The following is a 17100-nucleotide window of genomic DNA, read 5'->3' as shown; positions in this document are numbered from 1 at the left end:
TTTGAGGTTTCGGGTACGGGATATGGGTTGATCATCGCCTTTTCGGTCGGCCATGACTGGAATTACGCGTGACTTCGTGGGCCGGTGGAATCCTTCGTGGCCGTCTCAGGGAGAGGACTGGTACTGCCAAAGCCAGCCAAAGCTGGAAGTGGGCTGCCGTCCATCAAGGCAGTTGCAATGGAATCCAGCTCGGTTTCACTGCGGCCGCCGAGTGATCGACCACGCATGGTGCCGTCCGCAGAGAACAGGTTCAGCTGAGGAATGCCTGTCACGTCGTAACGATCAGTCAGGTCCAGCCAGCGCGGGTTGTCGATGTTGACCAGAACCACATCCAGATCGGCACTGTGGCGTTGTTCAACCTCAAGCATCGCTGGAGCCATTTCGCGGCAGACCTCACACCAGTCGGCATAGAACTCGAGAATCGTGGGTCGACCATTGCTGAGAGCCACTTCCGGCGGCAGGGAACGCCTGGCGAGCTGATCGAGCGGCGATTCGATCGAACCACCGTTGCGGACCAGAAAAAGGCCCACGGCCAAGACCAGGGCTGCAGCTAGCAGCATGCTTTTCTGCCATGTGGTGAGGCCGGAGTTTGAAGCGCTGTCGGTCATCGCGGACTGACATCAGTGACACCACTCTGACAGGACAAACCGCTTGCTGTTGCTAGCGTCTGACCGCAGAACCTCGCGTCGTTGATCGACGTTTGTCCGCCGCGAATCTGCTTTCAAGCTGATGCCCGTTTTGCGTTTTCTCCTGCTGCCGCTTCGGGCTCCGCTGCTGATTCTGCTGTTTGTGGTGTCGCTGTTCCTCGGCCATCACTGGGCCATCCAGGAGGCCTGGCTGGCTGAGGCCCATGCGATTTCGGTGAGCACCTTCTGGGCACTCGAGATCATCCAGGCCGTGGTGGTGGTTGTGATCTGCACGATGCCGGACCTGCTGCTTCGTCAGCTTTCAATGCTGATGGCATCCAGTCGAGTTCTCAGTCTGGTGGTCACGCTCACGTTGCTCATCACCGTGGGTCTCTACGTCCTCAGCCTCAGCCTGCTGTCGGATGTGCTGATCCTGGGGTCCGCCACACTGCTGGCACGCCTCGATCTGAGTCGTATCAAGGTGGTTCCCCCTCCGCAGCTGATGGCCTTCTGGCTGGCTGTGATTGTGATCGCCGGGATCTGGATCGGGCAGGATCTGCCCAATCCCCCCAGTTCACTCGGTGCAGCGATCGGTGCCTGAGCTGTTGTTCAGGTAGGCCCAGACATTGCCGAGAACTTTCTTGGTGTAGATGCGGGTTTCCGGGTACGGAATGCGCTCGACCCACAGTTCAGGATCGTGGTTCAGTTCAGCACTCAGCCACGATCCCGCCGCCCCCGGCCCGGCGTTGTAGCTGGCCACTGTCAGCCAGGGGTTGCCCTGCCAACGCTCCAGAAGACCGGTCAGATAGCGCGCACCCAAAACGGCGTTGCGTCCTGGATCTTTCAGGTCATCGGTACTGAGTTCTTCTCCTGCCACTTCTGCGGCCGTGGTCGGCATCAGTTGCAACAGCCCCACGGCACCAACGGGAGAAGCCACGCCTGGAGAGAACCGAGATTCCTGGCGGGCAACAGCCAGCAGCAGTTCGAGCCGCACCTTTTCCTGTTCCGACGCTTCCAGGAACTGAGACTGCAGCGGTCGAGGGTGAAGGCTGTCCTGGAGAAGATGAAGAGTTTTGCAGTCCGGTGACACGATGCGCAGATTGGCTTTCCATAGCCGGTCGAGACCGGTCCAGTGGTCATTCACGCCCAGCCGCAGCCGTCCTTCCAGCAGGAGCTCCTGAGGTGATGGATCGGCATTGTCCCCAGTGCTGCGCCAGGTCTCCCAGGCTTCCTGATTCATCTCGAGTCGCCAGAGATCGTCCACCAGGGAACTGCCGCTGGCGAGAGGGCTCCAGGTCCGCTCAGCGTTCACACGAACAGACTTGGTCGCATCGCTGAGATTGTCTCCTGAGAGCACCGGCAAGTCGCCAGCCCCAAGCCTGGCCTGAGCTCTCCAGGTGTAGTAACCCGGTGGTTGCTCCTTGGTCAGTTTCTGCCAGATCTGTCTCGCCTTGTTGTTGTCTCCGAGTTTGTCTTCACTCATCCCCAGCCAGAACTGCTGGCGCGCACGCAGGGGTGAGGGCAGCTGTTCGGCTGGGATCGCAGTCAGCCATGACCTGGCCAGTTCCCACTGGCCTGAGAGGAGCGCCGTACGAGCCAGATCCCATTGCAGTTGCCAGCTGGCCGGATGGTCCGGCCAGCGATTCAGCACGGAGAGGCCTCCCTTTCCTCCTCCCAGGCGGACCCTGGCGGCGGCCACATCGGCTGATCGTTTCTGAAGCGAGTCAGGTAAGGCGTCGATGAGGGCCTGTTTCGGACGCAGGGGTTCGCTCAGCAGCGCTGCGGACTCCAGTGCTTCCTGGCTGTCTGGATGATCCTTGGCCAGCTCAAGCAACATCGTTTCACCACGCTGCTGCTGACCCTTGTCTCCCCGCAGGAGTGCGCGCCCGATTGTCAGAGCCTGCGGCGCTGCCAGAGGTGTGCCCTGAAGACAGAGTTCAGCGGATCGACCGTCACCGAGCTCAGCCAGGGCCGCTGCCAGTTGCAGGCGCTGCTGCTGCTCGAGTGCTTCGCCGCTGATGGCACCACAGGCCTTGCGAAGCAGCCGCTCCGCTCCAGGCCAGTTGGCTCCCCAGCGAGCCAAATGCAGGGCACTGGACTGGATCATTGCCTGATCGGCGTCGTCAGGCAGTTCGGCGGCGGCCGCCAGAGCTGCGGGGTGGGCCGGTTGAAGTCTGAGCAGTTCCTCCCTCAGTTGCGGCTGGCGATCCGCAAGGTGATAACGGGCATCGGCACTGACCGCTGCGGTGGGAAAACGTCGGAGCAGATCGAGCCAGTGCTGTTGTTCCTCCCGCTCAAGCCCCAGTGACCTTGCGGTCAGGGCTTGTTGCTTGAGGGCGACGGCGGCCAGTGGAGCTGGCCCCCAGCCCTGGCCGCCCAGCAGACGTCTGCGCCTCTGGGGGGACTCGCTGCTGCGGACTGCCAGCATCAGGGCCGCTTCGCGTCGCTGCTCAGGGTTTGAGGACCAGCGGTAGTGAGACCAAAGTTGCCTGTCGCTCAGCAGTGGCGTGATCGGAGTGTGCTGACTGCGCAACATGGCGCGGCCGCTCAGGATCACCAGAACAGTCAGAAGTGTGGTTCCACCGAGAAGAAGCGGTCCGCGGGTCACTCGAGCGTTCAAGCCATGGCTGGAAACTGCTGGCATTCTGTGCCCAGCGGGATCGAACTGGATGGTTGCTCAGCGTCGGCAACCGCGGCCTGGCCAGCGCCAACGCCTGCGCCTGGCTGTGGCCTCAGGGCTCGCTGTTGTGGTCTGGAGTCTGCGCTGGCTCTGGCCATTGCAGTGGCTGCCTGGCTGGGTGGTGCTGCTGGTGGGTTTGTGGGCCCTGCTGGAACTGGCAGCTCTGCTGCTTGTCCCCCGGCGATGGAACTGACCGGCATCGTGCGGCTGTGGCCCTGTCACTGGCTCAGTGATTGGTTGTCTCAAGACTCTTAAGGTTCAGTCCACATATGAGACCTCATGGCCTCGATCGCTGCCCACCCGCTCGGTTCACTTCAGTCCCCGGAGGCCAGTTTCGGGACAGACGGTCTGCGTGGTCGTGTCGGTACGGCGATCACACCTGCTCTGGCCTTGCAGGTTGGTTTCTGGTGTGGACGCGTTCTGCCGCCGGATGGTCCGTTGTTGATCGGGATGGATTCCCGCTGCAGCGGTTCGATGGTTGTGGCAGCTCTGACTGCAGGACTCACGGCTGCAGGTCGTGAGGTCTGGACTCTTGGCCTCTGCCCAACTCCGGCGGTGCCGGGTCTGATCCGTCGCTTGCAGGCGTCGGGCGGGCTGATGGTTTCGGCAAGCCACAACCCGCCCGAAGACAATGGCATCAAGGTGTTCGGGCCGGACGGCAGCAAGCTGGGCTCCGAATTGCAACGCCGCATCGAATCCGGTTTACGTGGAGAGGTTGATGCTGCCGGGGGGATGAGCTCCTGTGGTGCTGCAAGCCACCGCTCTGAATTGCTAGAGCACTATCGCGAGAGCCTGCTGAGCAGCGTTCAGCATCAACGTCTGGACGGCGTGCCGATCGTGCTCGATCTCTGCTGGGGCTCAGCAACTGCCTGTGGCGCAGAGGTTTTCCGCTCACTGGGGGCCGATCTCACCGTGCTCCACGGCGTCGCCGACGGTGAACGCATCAATGTGGGCTGTGGTTCCACCCATCTGGGACCGCTGCGTGAGGCGGTGATCGAACGCGGTGCGGCCATGGGCTTCGCCTTCGATGGCGATGCCGATCGGATGCTTGCCGTTGATGGACGTGGTCGGGTTGTTGATGGTGATCATGTTCTGTATCTCTGGGGATCGGTGCTTCAGGACAGCGGCGCTCTGCCTGATCAGCGCCTGGTGGCCACGGTGATGTCAAATCTCGGATTCGAGCGGGCCTGGCAGTCCAGAGGGGGACAGCTGGAGCGGACTCCTGTGGGTGACCAGCATGTTCACGCGGCCATGGTGAGCAGTGGTGCAGCCCTCGGCGGTGAACAGTCGGGCCATATCCTTTCCTCCGCCCATGGACTCGTCGGTGATGGAGTTCTCACGGCGCTTCAGCTCGCCACCCTTTGTCATGGCCAGCAGATGACACTCGCCGACTGGCTGGATCGCAGCTTCCAGGCCTACCCCCAGAAGCTGGTGAACGTGCGGGTGCCAGACCTTGCGCGTCGCAAGGGTTGGGCCGAGTGTGCTCCTCTGCGGGATCTCGTCGACGAGGCAGAACGTTCGATGGCCAACGACGGCAGGGTGCTGGTTCGCGCAAGCGGTACCGAGCCTCTGTTGCGGGTGATGGTGGAAGCGGCCGAATCAGATGTGGTGGAACTCTGGACCGGCCGTTTGGCCGAGGCGGCCGATCGCCATCTCAATGTGGCCTGAGCGAGGAACGATCCAGGGCGCAGGCCAGTGCACCATCACAGGCATCCCCCGATGCTGATTGCCAGTTGCTTCCCGGCATCAGTTCAAACACCGTCTTGTCGACGAGTTTCCGGAACTCCGACAGGTGCTCCAGTGCTCCCCCTCGCGCTCCAAGTGACGGTTGATTCAGGTCCAGTGCGTTGGCGGTGGCTGCTGCGGCCTGAGCGAGCGCGGAGGCAGATCTCTGCAGAATTGCCAGAGCGGCTGCATCTCCCTGAGCCGCTGCGTCGTCAACCAGGGGCGCCAGCTTCGCCTGATCGGCGACCCCATGGCCCGGGCTGACCACGCGAGCTTTGAGATCGGCGGCGCTGCTGCAGTTCAGAGCATCCCAGAGCCGCTGGCGCAGGGCGCCATCAGGAGCACGGCCATCGGCCATCATCACGCTCAGTTGCAGCGCCTGGTGGCCGATATCGAAGGCAGACCCTGCGCCGTCCAGTCTCCAGCCCCAGCCCCCGCAACGGTGCTCGCTGCCATGCGCGTCCCGGCCAACCACGATCATTCCGGTGCCGCTGATCAGCACGATGCCCGCCCGATCGGGGAATGCGCCACGCAATGCGGTGCGTTCGTCACCGGTTGCCAGACAGCGCGATTGGGGCAGCTGCAGTTCTGAAGCGAGCATCGCTCCGCCCCTGGCCTGAAGCGGCGTGCCGGCCTCGATACCGCTGGCGCCAATGGCAGCGGCAGTGATCGGTTCCGCCTCGCTGGGATCACGACCCAATCGCCGTGACCAGTCGAGTCGTGCTCTGTTGAAACTGATGCGGATGGCGGAACGAAATCGCTCTTCGCCGTCAGCGGCATCCAAATGGCTGACTCCAGGCCCTGAACCGTTGCCGACCGTACGCAGCTGGCCGTCCTCCCAGGCACTTAACCTGCAGCGGCAGAGGGTCTGTCCTGCATCAAACCCGGCGAGTATGGAGATTGGTGTGCTCAAGGGTTCCGATGCATCTGGCTCAGAGTGGCCAGGCAGAACCATCCGCTGATCTGCACTTCAGGGCGGAAGAAGATGGTGTCGGCTGCACCCTGGGTCAGCAGTCCGGCGATGGCCGCCAGGCAGCCCAGGCAGGGGAGGGCAAGTTCTGATTCTGCAGTCAGTGCTCGCCAGCCATTGCGAAGACTGGCGACCCCGAGGCCGAGGCAGGCGAGCAGGCCAGGGATGCCTGTCTCCACCAACAGTTCAAGCGGTACTGAATAGGCGCTGAGGGCATTGAATTTCGGTTGCTGATAAAGCGGGTAAACGCTGTTGAAGGCGGCATTCCCAGGGCCGATGCCGAGCCAAGGGCGGTCCTGGATCATGTCGATCGCTGCCAGCCAGACGTTGATCCGGAAATTGTTGGAACTGTCGCCTCGACCTGCCAGCAGGCTGGCGACTCTGGTGCGGATCGGTTCAACCTGTGTGGCGGCAAAGGCGAGCACCACGCCAGTGACGACCAGCAAAGCCAGGGGCAGAATCCGACGCCAGAACGCCGGCCAGTGGCGGATGTACCGAAGCAGCAGCAGCAGCAGCATCACTCCGACTGAGGCCACCATTCCCAGCCAGCCTCCGCGGCTGTAGCTGAACAGTGTTGAAGCGCAGCCCAGAACCAGTGCTGTGGCTGCATAAAGCCTGGACCCCAGGCCACGCCATCGAATCATCGCCACCATGGCGATGGGCAGGATCGGCACCAGGTAACCCGCCAGAAGATTGGGATTGCCCAATGGTCCGTAGATGCGGATGGTGCCCTCCGCCACCGAGTTGGGATCGGCCCAGCGAGCCAGCTCTTCAGTGGGGGCATAGAGCTGGCGCAAGGCCAGCACGCTGCTCAGCAGAGATCCGCCCAGCAATGCCGCCACAAGACGGTCCCAACAATGGGGACTGACGCTCAGTAGCTGGCGCATCAGGGCATAGACCCCGAGGTAACTGATCAGTTTGAGCAGTCCTTTGGCGGCGGCGCTCGGTACCGGTGAAAGACCTGTTGCCAGTAAGGCCACAGCCAGAAACAGCAGCAGCCAGCCACTGATTGCGCCGATGCGAGCGGGAGTTCTGGTGAGTGACCAGAGCACCCAGAGGGCTCCACAGGCCAGCACGATCAGGCCCAGGCCGGCGCGCGTGAGCACCGGAAGTCCAGCCATCAACAGGATCAGAACGATCCCTGCCAGCTCGCTCAGGCGCTTCTGCTGTGCTGCTGATCCTGGAAGAAGGCCTTGCCAGCGCAGCAACCAAGGGGCCGAAGCCTCAGCCATCAGTGTTCGAGAGGAACATCAGCCGGATTATCGACCCGTCGCCAGGCGATCTCCAGTTCTTCCAGCTCCGGCAGTGGCTGTTCGTTGCGCCGGTACAGCACCCGGTAAGCGGGAAGACCCTGCTCCTCCACATAGCGCTCGCGTTCCGTTGGCACCGGCAGGGGGTTGTCGGCTCTCCAGGGACGGGTATCTTCGGCGGGTCGGTCGAAGCAACCGCTCAGTTCGACCAGTGTGACCATCGGTTCCACGACCTCCAGCACATCGCTTTGCAGAAACAACTCGCGGCTGGAACTGAGAGCCCCAGCGATGGCCAGTAGAAGCGAGGGCTGCATCACCCGGCGTTTGCGGTGCCGCCGCTTGAACCAGGGATCCGGAAACTGAATGCTCACCAGCTGCAGCTGATCCGTTTTCAGCTCTGCAAGCCAACCCTCCAGGCTGATGTTCGCATTGCAGAAGAGGTAGTGAAGATTGTGACGCTCAAGTCTGTCGCGGTCACGCTGGGCTGCCAGTGCGAGCGGACGCCTGATCTCCACACCCAGATGATTCCAGTCTGGTTTCAGTGCTGACAGCTCCAGCAGACAGACGCCCCTGGCGCAGCCGATATCCAAATGGATGGGACGATCGGCATCGTCAAAGAGCTCTTCAGGTCCGGGCAGTTGCAGAGGCAGCTGAAAAAAGCGGCTGAGGGGATTGACGTGCTGCCGCATCAGGACCGCGTTGCACCTTCGGGAGGGTCGCAGCGCAGAAGACCCCAGCAGGCGGTGTAGCCATGGAGATGCGTGGCGCCCCCGAGTGGTCCGATCTCGCCGTTGCAGAAGCTGCCGGCAACCGGAAGTTGCGAAAAGACATCGCGAGCGATGCTCACATCGCCATCGGGGCTGCCGAACAGGCCCTTGCCCCGACCCAGACAGGCGAACAGCAATCCAATCAAGGGTGCCTGGTCCCCGCGCTGATCTCTGGTGGTCTGCAGCAGCTGACGGGCTTCCAGTCGAGAGGCCTGCGCTTCACGCAACTGGAACTGCACGTTTTGTCCGGCACGAACGCGATCGGCAACGGCAACTGCGCCGTTGCGTGGATCCACCCCGATCAGATTGCGCACCAGAAAAGCTCTTGCGGGTCGATCGCCCGAGGTGCCGCCATGACTGAGCCCGGCGAGCATGGCGTCGGCAATCAATTCTTCACGTTCAACGCCGAGGAACAGTGAGTGCTGCACCAGCTCCCTGTCTTCGGCGCTGAGATCGGCGAGGACACGTTGCAGGCATGCCACAGGGCTGGCGCGTCGGTCGCCGTCACTCAGTTCGAGCAGAACGTTGCGTTGAGCCTGTTCGATGGCGAACACCGGTCCGATCGGTCGACACCCCTGGGCCACAACTGGATCCAGGCTCCAGGTACCACCAATGCTGAGTCCCACCGCTCCTCCGACAACCTGATCTCCGCAAAGCAGGGACCCATGATCGGCGTTGTGAGGCAAGGCGATACCTCCGACTTTGGCGATGCCGGGGTAGGCGTAATCCAGTCCGCTCACCAGATCGTTGATGGCGTTACAGCCTGGATCGAGCAGCAACAGCATTGAACGGCTGCTGGAGGGACTCACTCCCACCCAGTCCTGCCAGTTCTTGGCAGCACCATCGAGATCGGGCAGCTGGCTGCTGTCAAGACTGAAGCTGTTCAGTTCAGCTCCTGGAAGGTTGAGGAGACTGATGCTGAGAGCTGGCGTGCGTTCCACTTCATGGGCTTCGCCTGAGGTCGTGGTGCCAACGACGCCACCGCCAAGACAACCCAGCCAGTGTCGGGCGTTGAGGCGTTTTTGCAGCAGCGGCAGCAGGCGGGTCAGATCGCTCGCGAAGTGACTCGAGATGAACACGAGTGCAAGATCCGCTTGGTTTGATCCCAGAGCACTGCTGACTTCCCGTGCCGCATCTTCAAGAGAAGGCTTGCTGGAAAGTGCATGTCGGCATCGAGCCTGCAGCCCGCGGCTCCGGAACCAGTCGACAGGATTGAACCGAACCATGGTCTGGACCTTACCAATCCTGTCGACCTGCTGGATGACCGTGATAATGGCCCTCTGATGTCCCTGGCCGGTGTCCGATTTCACAACACGCACCCTGGTGTGGCTGACCTATCGCCTGGGGGCGACGATTGCTCTCGGTATTCCTCTTGTGCTTCTGATCTGGTCGGGGTTTCGACGCGATCCCGCCCTGGTGAGATTGCTGGGGATCTACTGGAAAGTGGCAAGCCTGCTGGCCATCAGCGTGCTTCTGCTCACTGATCAACGGCCGATCGGCTATCTGACGGCATTTCTCGCGCCACTTCTGATGGCTGCGTCTCTCTGGTTCTGGGTTGATCTCAATGAGGAGCTGGCCGACAGTCCTCCTGGTCGTGCGCTGCCGTTCACGGTGCGGGTGTGGCGATGGTCTCTCACACTCTTCGCCCTGTTCGCCGCCGTGATGTCAGGCTCGGCACTGGGCTGCACCCGTCAGCTCGACACAGACGCCTGTCGGGTTTGGCTGGAGGCGCCCCAGGGACTGCATCGTGTCGCCGAGAGCGTTTTTGATTTTGTGTTCGGTGGTGAGTGGACGATGGCCGTGGCTGCCTTCATCGGTTATGTGGCGCTCGTGGCCTACGGCGTTGGTCTGCTGCAGTGGGCTCTGGTGCGTCTTCCCAAGCAGGGAAGAGTCGCTGGGGACTTCTGAGCATGGAGAGCGTTGCCCTGGTTCAGGAGCTGGAGGAGCGCACGCGCTTGAGGCCTGATCGGGTGGTCAGGCTGCATGGATCCGTGGGGGATGAGCCGTTTGAACTTTTGATCTTTCGCGGCTTCAGCAGCAGCACGACTCACCCAACAGCCTTTGATCCAGATGCCTCTGTGCTTCCAGAGGGCACCTGTCTGGAATGGGGGGAACTGCTTCAGGGACCCCTCAACCCCGCAGGTGAAACACGTCTTGCCGGCCCCCTGAATCCGCAAGATTTGCTGGCTCAGATCAGCTGATGATCCCGACGATTCAGAACACCGCAGCAGCGCCCGCACAATGTCGGATGCTGGCTGTGCTGACCGACATCGCCCTCGTAATGCCAGCAGCGTTCACATTTGATCCCACGTGCTCTGCTCACCTCGATGATCGCTGAGTCGTTTGTCTGGTTCGCCAGAAGTTCAGCCCAGGGCTCGCCTCCTAATTGCAGTTGTGACACCAGGAGCCAGTCGCGCAGACCATCCGTTTCAGTGTCGCCGCTCTCATTCAGCCAGTTCAGTGCTGACTCAAGCTCCTGGTTGCGAGTTTCGATTCTGACTGCTGCCTCCAGCGATGCCCCGAGTTCCTGCCGGCTGCGGCAGTCCTCCAGGACTCTGTTCACCGCGGCACGAAGTTCGCGCAACCGCTGAATCGGTTCACTGAGGCTGGGATCGCGCCAGTCAGGTGGAACTGTTGGCCAGCCACGATGGAAAATCGAGATCTCCTCCACCTCGTAGGGCAGGTTCTGCCAGATGTCCTCGGCCATATGGCACAGCACAGGAGCGATCAGCCCGGCCAGCCGTTCGATGATCAGAGACATCACGGTCTGGCAGCTACGTCGCCGTCGGTCAGATGGTGCGCTCACGTAAAGCCTGTCCTTGGCGATGTCGAGATAGAAGTTCGACAGGTCGGTCACGCAGAAGTTCTGCAGCAACTGAAAGAAGCGGAAGAATTCATAGTTTTCGAAGGCCTCCGAGATCTCATCCATCACTTCAGCGGTGCGCTGCAGCATCCAGCGATCCAGCAACGGCAGTTCCGCCACGGGAACGGTGTCGGCGGCCGGGTTGAAGTCGTGGAGGTTGCCCAGCAGGTAGCGGCTGGTGTTGCGCACCTTGCGGTAAACATCGGCCAGCTGTCGCAGGATCCCTGCACCGATCGGCACATCAGCGGAGTAGTCAACAGAGCTCACCCACAGACGCAGCACATCAGCGCCGTAGGCAGGTTCCTGTTTCTGATTCTTGCCGCCTTCGATAATCACCATCGGGTCGACAACGTTGCCGAGCGATTTACTCATTTTGCGGCCCTTCTCATCCAGGGCGAAACCGTGGGTGAGCACTCGCTGGTAGGGCGCATGACCATTGACCGCCACCGAGGTGAGCAGTGAGCTCTGGAACCAGCCGCGATGTTGATCGGAGCCCTCCAGGTACAGATCCGCCGGGTAGTGAAGGGTTTCTTTCTGGTTGGACACCGCTGCCCAGCTGGAGCCGGAGTCGAACCACACGTCCATGGTGTCGGTGCCCTTGCGCCATTGCTCAGCCTGACCGGCATAGCTGGGTGGCAGCAGATCAGCTTCGTCTTTTTCCCACCACACATCGGCACCGTGTTCGCCGATGAGCGCTTCGATGTGAGCCACTGTGTCGGCGTTGAGCAGCACTTCGCCTCCACTGCGGTTGTAGAAAACGGGGATCGGCACACCCCATGTGCGCTGACGTGAGATACACCAGTCGCCACGTTCCTTGACCATCGCTTCGATGCGATTCCGCCCTGAAGCGGGTGTCCACTCGACCTGATCAATGGCATCGAGAGCCTGCTGCCGGAAGCCGTCGACGGAGGCGAACCATTGTTCAGTGGCACGGAAGATCGTGGGCTTTTTCGTGCGCCAGTCGTAGGGGTAGCGGTGTCCATAGTCCTCCTGCTTGAGCAGTGCTCCCGCCGTCTCAAGCGCGTCGATGATTGCGGGGTTGGCATCCTTCAGCACGTTGAGGCCGGCGAAGGCTCCCGCTTCTTCGGTGAGGGTGCCTGCTTCGTCGACAGGACAGAGAACAGGCAGCCCGTTTTTCTGGCCGGTGTGGAAGTCATCGACACCATGGCCAGGAGCGGTATGCACCAGACCAGTGCCTGATTCCGTGGTGATGTAGTCGCCGCCTATCACCAAGGGACTCGTGCGGTCCAGCAGAGGATGGCGATACGTCAGGCCAGCGAGCAGTGCCCCTTTGATCGTTGCCTTGCGCGCGAGTGGCAACTCGAGGGTTGCAGCAAGGGAGTCGATCAGGTCTGCGGCAACAACTAGCAGTCGCCCCTGGCCATCGTCTGCCAGGGCATAGTCCAGCCGCTCGTTGACCGAAACCGCCAGGTTGGCCGGGAGCGTCCATGGGGTTGTGGTCCAGATCGCCACCTGAAGTGCCTGCCCGAGCGCATCGGCCTCACTGGGCAAGGTGATGCCCGCCGTTGTCAGGGTGTCGCGCAGCGGCTCCGGCAGTTCAACTGCCGGAAAGGCGACGTAAACGCTGGGGCTGGTATGCCCGTCGGGGTATTCGAGTTCAGCCTCCGCCAGTGCTGTGCGTGAGCTGGGACTCCAGTGCACCGGTTTCAGGCCCCTGTAGATGTGGCCTTTCAGAACCATGTCGCCGAAGACCCTGATCTGGGCGGCTTCATAGTCCTTCTGAAGGGTGAGGTAGGGCTCTTGCCAGTCGGCCCAGATCCCCCAGCGTTGAAATCCTTTCATCTGGCTGTCCACCTGCTTGCGGGCGTAGGCGGCAGCCTTCTTGCGCAGTTTGATCGGAGTGAGGCTCTGGCGCTGCTCCTGATCCATCGACTGCAGCACCTTCAGTTCGATCGGCAGGCCATGGCAGTCCCAGCCTGGGATGTAGCGAACCTTGCGCCCTCGAAGAATCTGATATTTGTTGATCACATCCTTGAGAACCTTGTTCAAGGCGTGGCCCATGTGCAGGGGGCCATTGGCGTAGGGAGGCCCGTCGTGCAGCGTGAAGACCGGCCCTGGGTTGTTGAGGCCGAGCTTCAGGTCGATGCCCTGCCCGGCCCAGAAGGACTGCAGCTCCGGTTCCCGCTTCACCGCATTGGCGCGCATGCCGAAGCTGGTCTGCAGCAGGTTGAGCGTGTCCTTGTAGGAGGGACGTCCTTCGGCGTTAGCGTCGCGCGTCTCCTTGCTCACGGTTGGGCAGCTGCAGACGGAATTATCCGTCCTCGCTGGCCGACTTGGGTGGGTTTGACTCTTTCGGCTGTTCCAGGGCGTTTGAAACAGTGTTCTCCGGCACCCCTTGCTGATCGGAGTCCTCTGGCCGAACCCAGCGTTTGCCACTGCGGCTGCTGCCCTCTTCACGGTTGGCAGCCGGAGCGAGCGGTTTCAGGCTGCCAAAAGCAGCTTGGAGATTGCCCAGCAGGGCGGTGACAGACGTCCCGAGTTGTTGCACGCTTGTCGCCCAACGTTCCTTTGAGCGCAGGCGCTGTTGCTCCTCCTGGCTGAGACGCTGCCAGCGTGCTTGGGCCACTTCCGTGCCGAGTCGGCTGATCAGCAAAGCGCTGCAGATGACGGCGAGCATCGGTGCACCGCGCAGACGGTCACTGCTGGTTACCAGAACCAGGCCAAGCAGAAGCACGATGCCTCCCCAGATCCCATCTTTGGGCCTGCTCAGTTCAGTGGCGACCAATGGCAGAAGCACCACTGCCAGACCCAACAGCAGACAAAGGTCTCCAGCGATTGTGGCCAGCATCAAGGTGCCCGCATGTCTGAGTGCATTCTGGTTCTCTGCCTAAAGTTGCAACCTGCCCATCTGGCGGAATTGGTAGACGCGCTGGTTTTAGGTACCAGTGGCTTCGGTCGTGGGGGTTCAAGTCCCCCGGTGGGCATCCGTTTTCCTAATTTGGTTTCACTTACTGCAATCAGCCAATCACTCCTCGCTGATGACCCAGGCCCTCGTACAACCTGCAACGCAAGGCTCTGAGACTCGCTTGCGCTCTGTGCCGAGGGAATTCCTGGCACCACCGGCAGCGTTGAACCTCACAGTGGTGTTGTTTATTGGTGGTTACGTGCTGGCTGCACTGACCGTCTGGGGCTGGTTTGCAGCGGGATGGCCCTTGCCTGTCCTGTTGACCACAGGTTTTCTGGCTCTGCATCTGGAAGGCACGGTCATTCATGACGCCTGTCACAAATCGGCGCATCCCGTTCCCTGGATCAATCAGGCCATGGGGCATGGTTCAGCTCTGTTGCTCGGGTTCAGCTTTCCTGTTTTCACAAGGGTTCATCTTGAGCATCACGCCCATGTGAATGATCCCCACAACGATCCAGATCACATCGTGAGCACCTTCGGGCCGCTTTGGTTGATCGCTCCCAGATTTTTTTATCACGAGTGGTTTTTCTTTCAGCGCCGGTTGTGGAAACGCTGGGAATTGGTGCAGTGGGGTCTTGAACGCAGTGTGTTTCTGGTGATTGTGCTTGCTGCGGCCAAGTTTCAATTTCTCCCTTTCATCTTCAACTGTTGGTTCGCTCCAGCCCTGATGGTGGGTGTGACCTTGGGACTCTTTTTTGATTACCTCCCTCACCGACCTTTCACCTCGCGCAATCGCTGGAAGAATTCCAGGATCTATCCAGGCCGGCTGATGAATTGGTTGATCATGGGTCAGAACTACCATCTAATTCATCATCTCTGGCCATCAATTCCCTGGTTTGATTACAAACCCGCTTACGAGGCAACAAAGTCTTTGCTCGACTCAAAGGGTTCACCTCAGCGCCTGGGAATCTTTGAAACACGGCGCGACGGATATAACTTTCTCTACGACATTCTTGTTGGAGTGCGCAGCCACAAACGGCGCAGGGGCAAGATGCGTCGTGTGGCCAGATTCATGCCTTTGAGACGTTTACAGCGTCCCTGGCTTGGATTTGTGAACCAGATTGCAATTAAAACCGAGCAGAGACGTTCTTCTCGCTGATCACTCCGCCAGAATTTTTGGAACGCGGAAAAAATCTCCCTCTCTTAGGGGTGCTTGCTCAAGAAGTTCCTCACGCACCTGAGTTGGTTCGACCTTGTCTTCTCTGGTGGCGTTGACCACTTCCACGGCTCGGGTTGTTGGAGGGATGCCTTCGGTGTTCACACCCTGGAGCTGATCCACATAATCAAGAATTCGCTCAAGCTGACCTGTGTAGGTCGCGATTTTCTCTTCGGCCAGATCGAGGCGGGCCAGATGGGCCACCTTGCGTACGTCGTCGGCTGTGATCTTGCTCATGCAGCAGCGAGAAACTGTTCAAGATCCTCGCGCAACGCCATCGCTGCTGTGTTCAACAGCTCCTGGCCATGTTCGGGTCTGGCCAGAAAGGGGTCTGATCCCATGCGTCCGTCCGGGTAACGGCGGCGAAAGTCCGCTGGCCCATGAATCGAACCGCAGGGGGCTGCCTCCGGGAGCGATCTCTGCTTGCTGATCAGGCTGTCATGGAGGTGAAGGGTGACGGCAATCTCACTGGGAGTGGCGTGTTGTCCTTCGCGGTTGCCATAAAGCTCTCGGGCACGCCGCATCACCGGACCGGCCATGAACCAGTTCGCCAGCCTGCAGCGTAAACGCGGAGCAACCTCCAGGCCGCGGCTTGCGGCGCTGCCGTAGGCCTGGGCGAAGGCGGCCTTGGTTGTGGCGATATTACCGCCGTGCCCGTTGACCACAAGGATCCGTTCGAAGCCATGGGTGGCGAGTGAGATCACAAGGTCATGCATCACCGCCAGCAATGTTGCGGGCTGCAGGCTGATGGTGCCGGCAAACCCCAGATGATGTTCGGCCATGCCGAAGGCCTGCACGGGCGCGACGAGAACCCCGCTCAGGCGGCCCAGCTCGAGCGCGACTGCTTCGGCGGTGAGTGCATCGGTGCCGATGGCTCCTGTGGGGCCATGTTGCTCAGTGGACCCCAGGGGAACAATGATTCCCTTGCAGTTCTGCAGATACTGATCAACATCAGGCCAGCTCTGCAGAGCGAGGCGAATGGCATCTTTGCTGGCGGCAGGGCCGGGGAGGATGGAAGGCATGCCGAGCGTGGCGTTGGCGTGATGAGCGATCGTGAGAGCTGGCTTCAGTGAGCTGTGCCGTTGCCGTCGTATTGATCGGTGTTGTAGTAACCGCCCTGCGTTCCGAAGAACAGGGTGGCGGTCACAAACAAACCGCTGCTGAACAAAAGGACGGTGCCCAGGTTGAAGCCGGAAAGTGCAGCATCCATCGCGTCAGATCAGTTTCTCCAAGCCTGGCAGCGGATTGGTGCTTGTCATCACTTGCATGCAGGGATCGTCATCGCCTCCGATCTCACTGCCGCTGCAGGGAATCTCAAGCCACTGCCTCAGTCGACCTGTGATCCAGATGAACGGCAGGGTGTCCGCCAGTGCAGCGGCTGACTTGAACAGATAACCGCTGGCGATGAAGGAGATCAGTTGCGGCGCCACCGGCTCACCGGGCCGCACGGGCAGAACGCCTGAGGCGAAATGGCTGATCAGCACAACAGCGCTCGTGTCCACCAGCTGGCTCACCAGCGTGGAGCCGTTGTTGCGCAGCCACAGGGCCTTGCCGTTGCTCACTCTTTTCCAGAAATGGAACATGCGCACATCCACGAACTGAGCCGTCAGATAGGCAGCCATGGAGGCGATCACTGATCCGAAGGCCAGTCGTTGGATTTCGAAAAAGGTGGCATCAGGCGCTCCCTCCACTCCGGGCAGCACTCCTCCAAGCCAGAGGATCAGCACGACCCAGCCGTTCAGCAGCAGGCCAACCCAAACCACCTGCGCGGCACGCTTCTCTCCCCAGAGCTCACTGATCAGATCCGTGCAGAGAAAGGTGATCGGGTAAGGCAGGGCACCTACAGCCACCACCACTGGCCAGGAGCCGATGTGCCCCAGTTCGAGGAAACGGGTCAGGCCAAGAATGTTCAGCATGCCCAGCGTCCCCAGAAACAGCCCGGCGAGCACCAGAAAGCAGAACTCTCGCCGTTGCTGAAGCGCTGGATTCATCCCTGACAGTGACCAGTGCTTTCAGGCTGCCAGGTTCCGTGCACGCTTGTTGTTGCCCGGACGCTTCGGAACGGAGCCGTCAAGTTGCCTGTCGCTGAGAGATTCTGAGTTAAAGAGACCTGCATGAGCCCCTGAGTTTCCATCAC

General features: G+C 60.9%; 18 protein-coding genes and 1 tRNA gene. 7 read left to right on the top strand and 12 right to left on the bottom strand.

Going from position 1 to position 17100, the window contains the following annotated elements; translation table 11 throughout:
• Positions 1-62: 62 nt before the first annotated feature.
• Positions 63-608, bottom strand: coding sequence for a thioredoxin domain-containing protein (locus SIB83_RS05550; protein WP_413747000.1), 546 nt, complete (start codon positions 606-608; stop codon positions 63-65).
• A gap of 121 nt (positions 609-729) precedes the next feature.
• Between SIB83_RS05550 and SIB83_RS05545 the strand changes: the two genes are divergently transcribed.
• Positions 730-1227: a hypothetical protein gene (locus SIB83_RS05545; protein ID WP_413746999.1), complete on the top strand. Its 498-nt coding sequence runs from the start codon at positions 730-732 to the stop codon at positions 1225-1227.
• Here the strand turns inward: SIB83_RS05545 and SIB83_RS05540 are convergent.
• Positions 1201-3270 carry a transglycosylase SLT domain-containing protein gene (locus SIB83_RS05540; RefSeq protein WP_413746998.1) on the bottom strand — a complete coding sequence of 690 codons (2070 nt, stop codon included), beginning with the start codon at positions 3268-3270 and terminating at the stop codon, positions 1201-1203. The genes SIB83_RS05545 and SIB83_RS05540 overlap by 27 nt on opposite strands.
• A gap of 25 nt (positions 3271-3295) precedes the next feature.
• Between SIB83_RS05540 and SIB83_RS05535 the strand changes: the two genes are divergently transcribed.
• Positions 3296-3499 (top strand): hypothetical protein, encoded by a 204-nt coding sequence (locus SIB83_RS05535; protein WP_413404044.1) that lies wholly within the window; start codon positions 3296-3298, stop codon positions 3497-3499.
• Positions 3500-3585: 86 nt separating this feature from the next.
• Entirely contained in the window at positions 3586-4974 is a 1389-nt protein-coding gene (gene glmM, locus SIB83_RS05530; protein ID WP_413746997.1) for a phosphoglucosamine mutase, read from the top strand.
• On the opposite strand, the gene SIB83_RS05525 is transcribed toward glmM, so the two are convergent.
• From SIB83_RS05525 to SIB83_RS05510, 4 genes are read right to left on the bottom strand one after another with little or no spacing between them, the layout of a single operon-like run.
• On the bottom strand, positions 4961-5986 hold the full coding sequence (locus SIB83_RS05525; protein WP_413404040.1) for a BadF/BadG/BcrA/BcrD ATPase family protein: 1026 nt from the start codon (positions 5984-5986) through the stop codon (positions 4961-4963). The two genes, glmM and SIB83_RS05525, sit on opposite strands and share 14 nt — an antisense overlap.
• On the bottom strand, positions 5941-7233 hold the full coding sequence (locus SIB83_RS05520; RefSeq protein WP_413746996.1) for an IctB family putative bicarbonate transporter: 1293 nt from the start codon (positions 7231-7233) through the stop codon (positions 5941-5943). The genes SIB83_RS05525 and SIB83_RS05520 overlap by 46 nt, the downstream gene beginning before the upstream one ends.
• The gene (gene trmB, locus SIB83_RS05515; RefSeq protein WP_413404037.1) at positions 7233-7940 is read right to left on the bottom strand and encodes a tRNA (guanosine(46)-N7)-methyltransferase TrmB; all 708 of its coding nucleotides are present in this window, start codon (positions 7938-7940) and stop codon (positions 7233-7235) included. The genes SIB83_RS05520 and trmB overlap by 1 nt, the downstream gene beginning before the upstream one ends.
• A complete protein-coding gene (locus tag SIB83_RS05510; RefSeq protein ID WP_413404035.1) occupies positions 7940-9244 on the bottom strand; it encodes an FIST N-terminal domain-containing protein in 1305 nt (434 codons plus the stop codon). Before SIB83_RS05510 ends, trmB begins: the two co-directional genes overlap by 1 nt.
• A 70-nt stretch (positions 9245-9314) precedes the next feature.
• Here SIB83_RS05510 and SIB83_RS05505 point away from each other — a divergent pair, with 70 nt between their 5' ends.
• Both SIB83_RS05505 and SIB83_RS05500 read left to right on the top strand, forming a co-directional pair.
• The gene (locus SIB83_RS05505) at positions 9315-9926 is read left to right on the top strand and encodes a DUF3177 family protein (RefSeq protein WP_413746995.1); all 612 of its coding nucleotides are present in this window, start codon (positions 9315-9317) and stop codon (positions 9924-9926) included.
• A 2-nt stretch (positions 9927-9928) separates the two neighbouring features.
• Positions 9929-10219 (top strand): hypothetical protein, encoded by a 291-nt coding sequence (locus SIB83_RS05500; protein WP_413746994.1) that lies wholly within the window; start codon positions 9929-9931, stop codon positions 10217-10219.
• Here SIB83_RS05500 and ileS read toward each other — a convergent pair.
• Together ileS and SIB83_RS05490 are read right to left on the bottom strand one after the other, a co-directional pair.
• A complete protein-coding gene (gene ileS, locus SIB83_RS05495) occupies positions 10207-13131 on the bottom strand; it encodes an isoleucine--tRNA ligase (protein ID WP_413746993.1) in 2925 nt (974 codons plus the stop codon). The two genes, SIB83_RS05500 and ileS, sit on opposite strands and share 13 nt — an antisense overlap.
• Before the next feature lie 22 nt (positions 13132-13153).
• Positions 13154-13690, bottom strand: coding sequence for a Ycf66 family protein (locus SIB83_RS05490; RefSeq protein ID WP_413746992.1), 537 nt, complete (start codon positions 13688-13690; stop codon positions 13154-13156).
• Positions 13691-13744: 54 nt separating this feature from the next.
• Here SIB83_RS05490 and SIB83_RS05485 point away from each other — a divergent pair.
• Positions 13745-13826, top strand: a tRNA-Leu gene (locus SIB83_RS05485).
• Positions 13827-13880: 54 nt separating this feature from the next.
• Complete coding sequence (gene crtR / locus SIB83_RS05480) at positions 13881-14906, top strand: beta-carotene hydroxylase (protein WP_413746991.1); 1026 nt, start codon at positions 13881-13883, stop codon at positions 14904-14906.
• On the opposite strand, the gene gatC is transcribed toward crtR, so the two are convergent.
• Genes gatC through SIB83_RS05460 form a run of 4 tightly spaced genes read right to left on the bottom strand, consistent with a single transcriptional unit; the run spans position 14907 to position 16954 of the window.
• Positions 14907-15200: an Asp-tRNA(Asn)/Glu-tRNA(Gln) amidotransferase subunit GatC gene (gene gatC, locus SIB83_RS05475; RefSeq protein ID WP_413404024.1), complete on the bottom strand. Its 294-nt coding sequence runs from the start codon at positions 15198-15200 to the stop codon at positions 14907-14909. It abuts the gene before it with no gap.
• The gene (locus tag SIB83_RS05470) at positions 15197-15985 is read right to left on the bottom strand and encodes a creatininase family protein (RefSeq protein ID WP_413404022.1); all 789 of its coding nucleotides are present in this window, start codon (positions 15983-15985) and stop codon (positions 15197-15199) included. The genes gatC and SIB83_RS05470 overlap by 4 nt, the downstream gene beginning before the upstream one ends.
• A 44-nt stretch (positions 15986-16029) precedes the next feature.
• Complete coding sequence (locus tag SIB83_RS05465) at positions 16030-16173, bottom strand: hypothetical protein (RefSeq protein WP_186539427.1); 144 nt, start codon at positions 16171-16173, stop codon at positions 16030-16032.
• 4 nt (positions 16174-16177) lie between these two features.
• Positions 16178-16954, bottom strand: coding sequence for a queuosine precursor transporter (locus SIB83_RS05460; protein ID WP_413746990.1), 777 nt, complete (start codon positions 16952-16954; stop codon positions 16178-16180).
• Positions 16955-17100: the final 146 nt, after the last annotated feature.

It is taken from the genome of Synechococcus sp. MIT S9507 (assembly GCF_047304715.1).
Lineage (GTDB): Bacteria > Cyanobacteriota > Cyanobacteriia > PCC-6307 > Cyanobiaceae > Synechococcus_C.
Note: the sequence above shows the minus strand (reverse complement) of the source record. Positions and strands in the feature narration are given on the sequence as shown.

Coding starts and splice junctions, on each gene's coding strand:
- SIB83_RS05465 (WP_186539427.1), bottom strand. CDS start 16,173: ATGGATGCTGCACTTTCCGGCTTCAACCTGGGCACCGTCCTTTTGTTC.
- SIB83_RS05540 (WP_413746998.1), bottom strand. CDS start 3,270: ATGCCAGCAGTTTCCAGCCATGGCTTGAACGCTCGAGTGACCCGCGGA.
- SIB83_RS05490 (WP_413746992.1), bottom strand. CDS start 13,690: ATGCTGGCCACAATCGCTGGAGACCTTTGTCTGCTGTTGGGTCTGGCA.
- trmB (WP_413404037.1), bottom strand. CDS start 7,940: ATGCGGCAGCACGTCAATCCCCTCAGCCGCTTTTTTCAGCTGCCTCTG.
- SIB83_RS05510 (WP_413404035.1), bottom strand. CDS start 9,244: ATGGTTCGGTTCAATCCTGTCGACTGGTTCCGGAGCCGCGGGCTGCAG.
- gatC (WP_413404024.1), bottom strand. CDS start 15,200: ATGAGCAAGATCACAGCCGACGACGTACGCAAGGTGGCCCATCTGGCC.
- SIB83_RS05520 (WP_413746996.1), bottom strand. CDS start 7,233: ATGGCTGAGGCTTCGGCCCCTTGGTTGCTGCGCTGGCAAGGCCTTCTT.
- SIB83_RS05460 (WP_413746990.1), bottom strand. CDS start 16,954: ATGAATCCAGCGCTTCAGCAACGGCGAGAGTTCTGCTTTCTGGTGCTC.
- SIB83_RS05525 (WP_413404040.1), bottom strand. CDS start 5,986: ATGGTTCTGCCTGGCCACTCTGAGCCAGATGCATCGGAACCCTTGAGC.
- SIB83_RS05545 (WP_413746999.1), top strand. CDS start 730: ATGCCCGTTTTGCGTTTTCTCCTGCTGCCGCTTCGGGCTCCGCTGCTG.
- SIB83_RS05470 (WP_413404022.1), bottom strand. CDS start 15,985: ATGCCTTCCATCCTCCCCGGCCCTGCCGCCAGCAAAGATGCCATTCGC.
- SIB83_RS05550 (WP_413747000.1), bottom strand. CDS start 608: ATGACCGACAGCGCTTCAAACTCCGGCCTCACCACATGGCAGAAAAGC.
- crtR (WP_413746991.1), top strand. CDS start 13,881: ATGACCCAGGCCCTCGTACAACCTGCAACGCAAGGCTCTGAGACTCGC.
- SIB83_RS05500 (WP_413746994.1), top strand. CDS start 9,929: ATGGAGAGCGTTGCCCTGGTTCAGGAGCTGGAGGAGCGCACGCGCTTG.
- glmM (WP_413746997.1), top strand. CDS start 3,586: ATGGCCTCGATCGCTGCCCACCCGCTCGGTTCACTTCAGTCCCCGGAG.
- SIB83_RS05535 (WP_413404044.1), top strand. CDS start 3,296: ATGGTTGCTCAGCGTCGGCAACCGCGGCCTGGCCAGCGCCAACGCCTG.